Source organism: Actinotignum sp. usb-actsch-213 (assembly GCF_059085665.1).
On record NZ_JBHNSQ010000052.1, the window covers coordinates 1 to 8852 of the forward strand.

Annotated in this window: 6 protein-coding genes; 4 read left to right on the forward strand and 2 right to left on the reverse strand. The window is 61.7% G+C overall.

What is annotated here, in order from left to right; all coding sequences use genetic code 11:
- Positions 1 to 861 precede the first annotated feature (861 nt).
- Positions 862 to 1002 (forward strand): LPXTG cell wall anchor domain-containing protein, encoded by a 141-nt coding sequence (locus tag AC5RK6_RS06195; protein WP_414429731.1) that lies wholly within the window; start codon positions 862 to 864, stop codon positions 1000 to 1002.
- Here AC5RK6_RS06195 and AC5RK6_RS06200 read toward each other — a convergent pair.
- The gene (locus tag AC5RK6_RS06200; protein WP_320757887.1) at positions 999 to 1697 is read right to left on the reverse strand and encodes a TetR/AcrR family transcriptional regulator; all 699 of its coding nucleotides are present in this window, start codon (positions 1695 to 1697) and stop codon (positions 999 to 1001) included. The two genes, AC5RK6_RS06195 and AC5RK6_RS06200, sit on opposite strands and share 4 nt — an antisense overlap.
- Before the next feature lie 90 nt (positions 1698 to 1787).
- Here AC5RK6_RS06200 and AC5RK6_RS06205 point away from each other — a divergent pair, with 90 nt between their 5' ends.
- Positions 1788 to 3041: an MFS transporter gene (locus AC5RK6_RS06205; RefSeq protein ID WP_320757888.1), complete on the forward strand. Its 1254-nt coding sequence runs from the start codon at positions 1788 to 1790 to the stop codon at positions 3039 to 3041.
- Positions 3042 to 3064: 23 nt separating this feature from the next.
- Here AC5RK6_RS06205 and AC5RK6_RS06210 read toward each other — a convergent pair whose 3' ends face one another.
- Positions 3065 to 4720, reverse strand: coding sequence for a SulP family inorganic anion transporter (locus AC5RK6_RS06210; protein ID WP_435731008.1), 1656 nt, complete (start codon positions 4718 to 4720; stop codon positions 3065 to 3067).
- Between the two features lie 337 nt (positions 4721 to 5057).
- Between AC5RK6_RS06210 and AC5RK6_RS06215 the strand changes: the two genes are divergently transcribed.
- Together AC5RK6_RS06215 and malQ are read left to right on the forward strand one after the other, a co-directional pair.
- Positions 5058 to 6410 (forward strand): MFS transporter, encoded by a 1353-nt coding sequence (locus AC5RK6_RS06215; protein WP_320757890.1) that lies wholly within the window; start codon positions 5058 to 5060, stop codon positions 6408 to 6410.
- Positions 6411 to 6653: 243 nt separating this feature from the next.
- Entirely contained in the window at positions 6654 to 8810 is a 2157-nt protein-coding gene (malQ, locus tag AC5RK6_RS06220; protein ID WP_016442400.1) for a 4-alpha-glucanotransferase, read from the forward strand.
- Positions 8811 to 8852 lie beyond the last annotated feature (42 nt).

Here is an 8852-nt window from a genome sequence, read left to right on the forward strand (position 1 = left end):
GGCTAGTTTCCTCGCTAAATCGCCATGAAAAAGATCTTGCAACGAATAGTCACCACGCTCGTTGTAGCTGGTGGGATGTGTGGTTTCGGAGCCGCCGCGCACGCGACGGGCGCAGAGATAGAGCGGGAAGTTGGCAGTGGGCACATCGAGAAGTCCTCGAAGATTTCCATTAGCTCGCAATGTGTGGTGGGCAAACCACAGATAACGATTGCGGAAACGGAAGCGAGATACCGCGTTGATCTATCGGTCAAGGTCCGCGTTACGGGCGACATGGCGTCTCAGGGTTTCGCTTCGCCGTTTTTGAAGCTGCGTGTTAATGACAGTTTTAATTGCAGATTCATGCCGGGCAATCGGCTATTAGTAACGGATATGGAGGGGAATCCGAAGGTCGTACTTGGCGGGGCTTACGGTTTTGACTGTAAGGGTGAGGTGAACCTTAGTCGCGATCCGGATTCGGAGAAACATGCTGTGAAAGTTGAGGTGTTTGGTAGGGAAACTAGATTGGATCATTGGCGCTCGATCGCTACGTACACTCCGCACCTAACGAGCCTGGATCCGATGTATCAAGTCACTTTGGAGGACCGGCCGCTTCTTGAGCGCCCGGTGGCATCGGGGGATGTGAATATGAAGATTCCCGCTCCTGATGCTAAAGCGGGGCAGACTGTCAAAGTCATCGCAATAGGACCGGACGGTAGTGATGTTGCTGCACAGTTCACACTGGAGCAGAAAGATCTATGCCCGCCGGCAGACGTCATCGATCCGACGCCTTCTCCGACGCCCTCAATGACAGAAACTCCTTCATCTCCTACAGCGGAGCCGAGCCAGACACCTCCACCCACTCCGACATCCACGGTCACCCCAATGCCGCACGCAAGCGGAACGCCGGCTCAAGCTTTGCCGGCAACCGGAGCCTCTCACAGTTCCCGGGCTGCCTTCCTCGCGGCCCTTCTTGTGGTTCTTGGCGCGGGCGGAGTATTAGGAGCCCGGCGCCGCAGGTGTTAGTTGCTGCTTTCGCGGGGGAGGAGCGTTTGTTCCAGGCCGACCAGGAGTGCTTCCACCATGATGGTGAAGTACTCCTGGCTCATCTGGTTTTCGTTCTGAGGATCGGTGAGGGGCAGCAGGTAGTTGGTGAGCATATCGGTCAGCGCGGCGGAGGTAGCGGCCAGGGGCTGGGCCTGGGCGACCATACGGCCCAGGTCATGGCGCTGCTCGCGGCGGGTGGGGCTGCGCAAATTACGCGCCGTGATAGCCCACAGAATCGTATTGATAATCATGGTGTAGGCCTGCGGGGCGTGATGGCGGAAACCGGCCTCGTGTAGTTTTTCGAACGACGCTTCAAGGAGGGGGAGCATCTCGGCACTGAAATTGCCGTGCATCATCCGCTCCGTCACCCCCGGATGTTCGAGCAGAACCGGGCGGGCGTTCTGCGCCAGCGCCATGAACCACTCTTTCCACTCCAAGCTCTTTTCAGGCAGGGCGATGGAGCCGATGAGATGCGCGATGACGGCATCAACGATGGCATCCCGGTTAGCGAAGTAGTGGTAAATCACCGAGGGAGAGACTTTGAGTTCGAGTGCTAAATCCCGAATCGACCAATTTTCGATGCCGCGGTCACGGGAGAGGCCCTGGGCGGCGTGGCGAATCTTATCCTGGGTCAGACCGACGCGCCGGCCGGTGTTCACGGATTTAGCGTGCATACACCCAGCATATCGCCCCCAGCATTGACATTACTAGAACAGTGTTCTAGTGTGTGAGCCGTTCACCAAAACTTCTGACAAGGAAGCGCTATGACCGAAGCGAATACTCACCCGCAACCGGCAGCGGAACCGGAATTGGAGACTGGCTCCAAGAAGGGTCAGATCCCTGGCCTGTTCCCACTATTTTTGACGGTGTTGCTGGCATATATGGGCCAGATGATTCTCAACCCGATTATTGCTCCGCTTTCGCGCGAAATTGGCCTGCAAGAATGGCATATCGGGGCGACGATCTCCCTGGCAGCCATTGTGCTCTCGCTCAGCTCAACCACGTGGGGGAGAGTATCCCTGCGGCGGGGCACCCGCCCCATCCTGGTGACCGGCATGCTGGGTGCAGCTACGGCGCTCGCGGCCTTCGCGGTAGTGGCCTGGTTTGGCTTGCAGGGCGCACTGGTGGGAAGCGCCTTGGTTATCGGCGTGGTGTTCACCCGGGGCCTACTGTACGGAGGATCCATTGCCGCCATCACGCCCGCCGCCCAGACCTATATCATCACCCACACCTACAGCGAGGCGCAGCGAGTTAAAGGCGTGGGAATGCTGGGCGCCGCACAAGGCTTTGCCACCATCCTCGGCGCGCTGGTAGGTGGGAGCCTGGCGGCCCTCGGCGGCTTTATGCTGCCGCTGGTGGTCATGCCGCTCATGATCCTGGCCGGGGTTGTGGTGCTGCTGGTGACCTTCAAACCCACCCGGGGTGACAAGCGGGTGGAGAAACCCGCCAAAGTCAGCTACTTCGACCCGCGGGCATTCGCCTTCCTGGCCTGCGGCTTCCTCATGTTCACCGTATTTTCCACCCTGACGACAGTATTTGGCTTCCTGCTCCAAGATGCCTTGGGACTGGAAGCGGCCGCCACCGCCGGGTTTACGGCGTTATGCATGTCCATTATGGGAGTGGTCATGATTATCGCCCAGGCCGCTCTGGCACCGCGGCTCAGCTGGAGCGCGGTGCAGCTCTTCCGCCGCGGCCTCGTGATTTTCTTCGTGGCAATGGCGCTGCTGCTCTACCCAACCCAGCTGTGGATTTTCGTGCTGGCCTGCGTTTTGGCGGGGCTCGGTTCCGGCTTAGCAATGCCCGGCTATAACACTGCGCCCACCTTGAAAATGGAGCCGCATGAGCAAGGCGGCATGGCCGGGCTCATCAACGCCAATAACGGTATGGCCTATGTGCTGGCCCCCGTTGCCTCCACGGCGCTCTACGGCATCGCACCGTGGCTACCGATTGCGGTGTGCGTGGTGCTGCTGGCATTGGGCATTCTCATGAGTGCGGTGCATCCCTCGTTTAGGCGGTAGCGGGGGAGGCGGCGTCGTCGTACCTATTCTTCCACCGCACGGAAACGGCCGGTGGCGCCGGAACTACCGTTCGCGGCCACGATATGGCGGGCCTGCGCCATCGCGCTGTCCATATCCGCGAAAAGATAATCGTCGATGCTGAGTTGGCCCAGTTCCATGCGCTGGGCCATCTCCTGCACCTGCTTGGGTAGGCCCTTGACCAGCACGGTATTGCCCGCATCGACCAGGCGATCCACCACCTGCGCCAGGGCTCGCACCCCGGTGGCGTCCACGATTCCGACGCGGGAAAGCCGCAAGATCACCACGTCCACGCCCGCCAGGCGCGGGATTTCACGCTCGATCCGGTCACCCACACCGAAGAACATGGTGCCGTCCACCCGCAAAATAGCAATTTTCGGATCGGAGGGAAGATCCTCACGGAAAATACCTGAACGGTTCGCCATGCGCCGCAACACCAAAATCCCAGAAATAATAATTCCCACGGTAATTGCCCAAATAATATCTAGACCCACCGTGATAATCGCCGTGATAACGAAAACGGAAGCGTCCGAGCGATTGGAACGCATGACCTGACGCACCGTATCGGGATTAATCATGCGGTAGCAGGTCACCACCAGCACGCCGGCAAGAACCGAGAGCGGAATAACCGAGACCGCGGCGGAGGCCAGATACACGACGGCGATGAGCACCAAGGAATGAATAATCGCGGCCAGGCGCGAGCGCCCGCCCGAGCGCACATTCACGGCGGTGCGAACAATGGCGCCAGTGGCGGGCATCCCGCCGAACAGCCCGCAGCCCACCGAAGCCAGGCCCTGGCCCACCAGCTCCCGATCCGGAGAATAGCTGCCGCCGCGCACCATCCCCGCCGCGATCCGCGCGGAGATCAGCGACTCAATACCCGCCAGGGCCGCCACCGCGAGCGCGCCCGGCGCCAGCGCACTGAGCAGGCCCACGGAGATTTCGGGAACGACCGGGGCGGGGAGAGCGGAGGGAATCGCGCCGATGGTGGGCACCGTGAGGCCGGCGGCCCAGGCGATGATACTCACCACCAGTACCGCGATGAGGGAACCGGGGAGTTTCTTCGACATCTTCGTGCACGCCGCAATAATGACGATGGCGGCCAGGCAGAGCAGCCCCGTGGTGAGCGCCGTTGCGGGAGCTATGCGGGTGAGTGAGTCGAAAGCGGCCGGCAGGGTGCTCAGCCCGGCGCGGGCCTCCACGCCGATAATATTCGGGACCTGCTGGAAGAAAAGAATGGCGGCGATACCCACCGTGAAACCTTCGATCACCGGCCAGGGGATGAGGGAGACGGCGCGCCCCAGGCCCAGCACCCCGGCTAGCAGAATTATGAGCCCCGCCATGAGGCACAGGAGCGGCACCACCCGTGCACCGTGCACGGCGACGATGGGAGCTAGGATGACCGCCATGGCGCCGGTCGGTCCGGATATTTGGTAATTGGAGCCGCCGAAAATTGCCGCGATGATTCCCGCCACGATCGCGGTAATGAGGCCGGCCTCCGCGCTCAAGCCACTGGAAATAGCGAAAGCGAGGGCGAGGGGGAGGGCCACGATCCCCACCGTGACTCCCGCGGCAATATCCTGGCGCCAATACTTCTTGATGGCGCGCAGATCGGTGGCGCAGGGCAGCAGCGAACGCAGATGCGTGACAAAAGTGGGCACAGAAACCTTTCACAATCTCAGCATCTGAACAGGCCGTATCGCGCATATGTGGAGATTTTGGCGCTCAAATAGTGCTATTTAACACGGGTTCGTGCTGTTTTTCAGCTGATAGTGCTGTTTCGCACCGGATCGCGCTGTTGTATAGCGGTGGGCGTCAAGATGCGTGCTTGGTCGAACGAAGCCACCTTAGCATATTTGTCCATATTTTGAGACGGTAGTGTGGGAGGGCGCTGTGGGGTAGCTTGTGGAAGTGGTATTTTGACGCGGCATTTTTGAGGTGGCGCCTTCTGAAGGATTCGGTATTTTTTGGGACTTCCGGCCCGGCTACAGTAAAACCATGAAAAAACGAAGCGCCGGGCTGGTTATCGCGATTGCCGTGATTATCCTCGAACTTATCGGGGGAATGCAGACCTATCTCAACCAGTTGATTTTGCCGATCCTGGCGAAGGACCTGCACGCGCAAAACCTCTACGGCGTGATTATGGGAGTATCCGCGATTGCCTCCATGGCGGGGCTGCCTATCGGCGCGGCGCTAATGAACCGGGTGCGGCTACCGCGCCTCCTCATGGGTGCCACCGTATTTCTAGTGCTGGGTGCCTGCACCAGCGCCGCGGCGCCCCATATCTCGATATATCTTCTCGGGGCGGTGATCCGAGGCCTGGCCGGCTCCACCCTGGCGATGACCTCCATCGGTGCGGTGGCACTCGGCCTTTCCGGGCGCGCCCGGCGCCTCACCCTAGCTTTTTCCTCCGCGAGCTGGGTGGTTTCCTCCGTGGTGGGCCCGGCTTACGCGGCGTGGGTGACGCATCTGCTGTCCTGGCGCTGGGCCATGCTTCTCTACCTCCCGCTGCTTCTGGTAGCCCGTTTCGTTATCGCCCTCAACCTCACAACCGCAGGGGAACGCAAAGAATCGCCTTTCTCCTACACGGCACTTTTCCTCATCGTGGCGGGGGTGGGAATAACGATTATCCCCGCGGCGGGTGCGCTCAAGATCGTGCTCATGGGCACCGGGGTGGCGGTACTGGGCCGCGTGGCGGTGCTCCTTATGCCGCAGGGCACCTTCACCCAAAAAACACCCCGCCGCGCCGCACTGGTGGGAATGCTCTTCCTGACCGGCGGCTATTTTGCGGGAAATGAACTGGTCTCCCTCACCGCGCACGACCTCTACCAGGCAGGCCCGGATGCCCTGGGCGTCATTATTATGGGCGGTGGCCTCGGATGGGCCGTTGTGGGCGTGGTCTGCGGTATTAAACCGGCCACCACCCGGCGCGGATATCAGCTCCGTGTTATTTTCGGCCTCGGTTTCATCGCGCTCGCGGCGCTCTTCTTCGCGGCATGGATTATCTCCGGGTGGCGCCCGGCATCAGCTACGCCTGTCTTCTGCATCGCGTGGACCCTTGCCGGGATAGGCATAGGCATCGCGTACCTGGACACTCTCAATATTTTCTTCGACGACCCGGATGAACCCGACGGCATCACCATTGAAACTATGGCAAGTTCTGCTGTGATCGTGGAATCCCTGGCATCCACAATGTTTATTCCGCTCACCACCTCCATCGTGGCCTTGGCTTTCACATCGGGAGATGGCATTTCTGCGCTGCCCTACGGAATAACGTGGCTGCTTATCGCGGTGAGCATTTTTGTCTCTTTCGGTTACCTCCGGCACACGCATCCCGCGCATACCGCGTAGCCCACGCGAAGGGCATATCTAGCCACGGAGTGAATTTCCGCAGCTGTGGGGTGGTAACGGTGCTCGGCCCGGTGCCAACGGCGCGTGGCGGGGCAGCCCCCTCCAGCTGCGCCGTCGTCGTCGTACCATTTCCGCCACGGCGCCGGATTCCACGCAAAGGCAGCGGAGCAGATATTCTAGTAACCGGGCTTGCCACCGGAGGCGAGCAACCGGGGATACACGGGGAGAAACAAGGAGGGAACCATGGCGGGTTCACCACCGCAGGATATGCTCAACCGCATCGCTGATGCATACGGAGTGGCAACGCATTATTGGAGTTTCGCGGGCGAATACGTGACGGTTGACGCCGATACGCTCGTCGCGGTGCTCGCGGCCATGGGAATTGACACCTCCACTCCGGAAGCGGCGCAGGCGGCGCTGGAGACGGTGGATAGCCGCGAATGGCGCCACGTGCTGCCCGCCACCACGGTGGTGCGCGAAGGTAATGAGCAGATTATCCGCGTGCACGTGCCCCACGGCGCGGCCGTGGCCCTTACTTACGAACTAGAAGACGGCGGGGAACTCCGCGCCGTGCAGGCCGAAGATTTTGAACTGCCGCGCCTCATCGACGGTGCCATGATCGGCCGCGCCGCCTTTATTATCCCGGGCAATCTACCGCTGGGCTACCATACGGTGCGCGCCAAGGTCACCCCGCCGGCAGTGGGGGAGGAGGCCGCCACCTGGCATAGCGGGGCGCTTATCGTGGTGCCGGCGCGCCTGCCCGCCCCGGCAGAAAAAGGCGTGGCCGGCTGGGGCGTGATGAGCCAGCTCTACTCGGTGCGCTCGCGCGACTCCTGGGGGACGGGGGACACCGCGGATCTGGCCGAACTCGGCTCGCTTTTCGGCGGGCTGGGGGCGCAATTCGTGCTCATTAACCCGCTGCATGCCGCTGAACCGTGCGGGCAGCTCACGAATTCGCCGTATTTGCCGACGTCGCGCCGCTTCTTCAACCCTCTCTACATTCGCCCGGAAGACATCCGCGAAGTCGCCTATATGGACTCTGGCAAGCGCTCCATGGTCACGTGGGCGGGGCAGGCCCCCAAGGAATCCTCGCTGCACAATACCCTGCTGGACCGCAGCGCCTGCTGGGAAGCTAAACGCAGCGCCCTCGAAGTGATCTACCGCGAACCGCGCAGTCACGCCCGCCAGGCCGATTTCGATGCGTTCCGCGCCGCCGAAGGGCAGGGCCTGGAAGATTTCGCGTTCTGGTGCGCGATGTACGAGCGCTACGGCAAGCATTTCCCCGCCGCATGCGAACGGCCCGATACTCTCGCCTCGCGCCGCGAACGCGCTGAGCTAAGCGAACGCATTGATTTCTACTGCTGGTGCCAGTGGGTCATGGATCAGCAGCTGGAAGCCGCCCAGAAGGTGGCCCGCGATGCCGGTATGGGCATCGGCGTGGTGCACGATCTCGCGGTGGGGGTGCAGGCCTGCGGGGCGGATGCCTGGGCCAATCCGGATGCCTTCGCCAGCGGAGTGAGCGTGGGCTCCCCGCCGGATATGTACAACCAGCTCGGCCAAGACTGGTCCCCGCCGCCTTTCAACCCGGTGGAGCTGGACCGCCAGCACTACGCACCGGTGCGCGATATGGCCCGCACCGTCATGCGCCACGCCGGCGCGCTGCGCATCGACCACGTCATGGGATTCTTCCGGCTGTGGTGGATCCCGGCGGGCAATAAGCCGGTGGACGGCACCTACGTCTATTACAACCACGAAGCCCTCATCGGCGTGCTCATGCTGGAAGCGGTGCGCTCGGGCACCTTCCTCATCGGGGAAGACCTGGGCAACGTGGAACCCTGGGTGCGTGATTTCCTCACCGAACGCGGGATTTTCGGCACCTCCGTCATGCTCTTCGAAAAAGAAGGGGAAGCTTTCCGGGCCCCCGAACACTACCGCAGCGCTTCCCTGGTCACGGTGGATACCCACGACCTGCCCCCGCTGGCCGGCTACCTGGCCGGCGAACATGTGGACCTGCGCGCCTCCTTGAATATCTTGGTGGAGCCGGTGGAGCAGGTGCGCGAAGAAGCCCGCCGCGAGCGTAGCGTGCTTATTGATACCCTGTGCGGCTGCGGTTTGTTGGAGAGCCACGATCCCACCGAACGTGAGCTCATCGAGGCGATGCACTGCTATATTGCCCGCACTCCTGCCCAGCTCCAGGCCATTGCCCTGGTGGACGCGGTGGGTGAGCGACGCACCCAAAACCAGCCCGGTACCGATACCGAGTACCCGAATTGGAAGATCCCGCTGGCCGACGGCACCGAATCCGTGGTCCTCACTGAGGATCTGGGTGAGCACCCCCGGCTGCGCTCCCTTATCGCCGCATACACGGCGGAATACGAGCGCTGCCATCCGCACGGCTAAGGTGGCTTGCGGGAACAAGCGGCTTCGCGGCTGTTTTTAAAG

Bases quoted from the DNA above. Each gene is read 5' to 3' on its own strand.
- AC5RK6_RS06195 (WP_414429731.1), top strand. From the start codon at position 862: ATGCCGCACGCAAGCGGAACGCCGGCTCAAGCTTTGCCGGCAACCGGA.
- AC5RK6_RS06200 (WP_320757887.1), bottom strand. From the start codon at position 1,697: ATGCACGCTAAATCCGTGAACACCGGCCGGCGCGTCGGTCTGACCCAG.
- AC5RK6_RS06205 (WP_320757888.1), top strand. From the start codon at position 1,788: ATGACCGAAGCGAATACTCACCCGCAACCGGCAGCGGAACCGGAATTG.
- AC5RK6_RS06215 (WP_320757890.1), top strand. From the start codon at position 5,058: ATGAAAAAACGAAGCGCCGGGCTGGTTATCGCGATTGCCGTGATTATC.
- malQ (WP_016442400.1), top strand. From the start codon at position 6,654: ATGGCGGGTTCACCACCGCAGGATATGCTCAACCGCATCGCTGATGCA.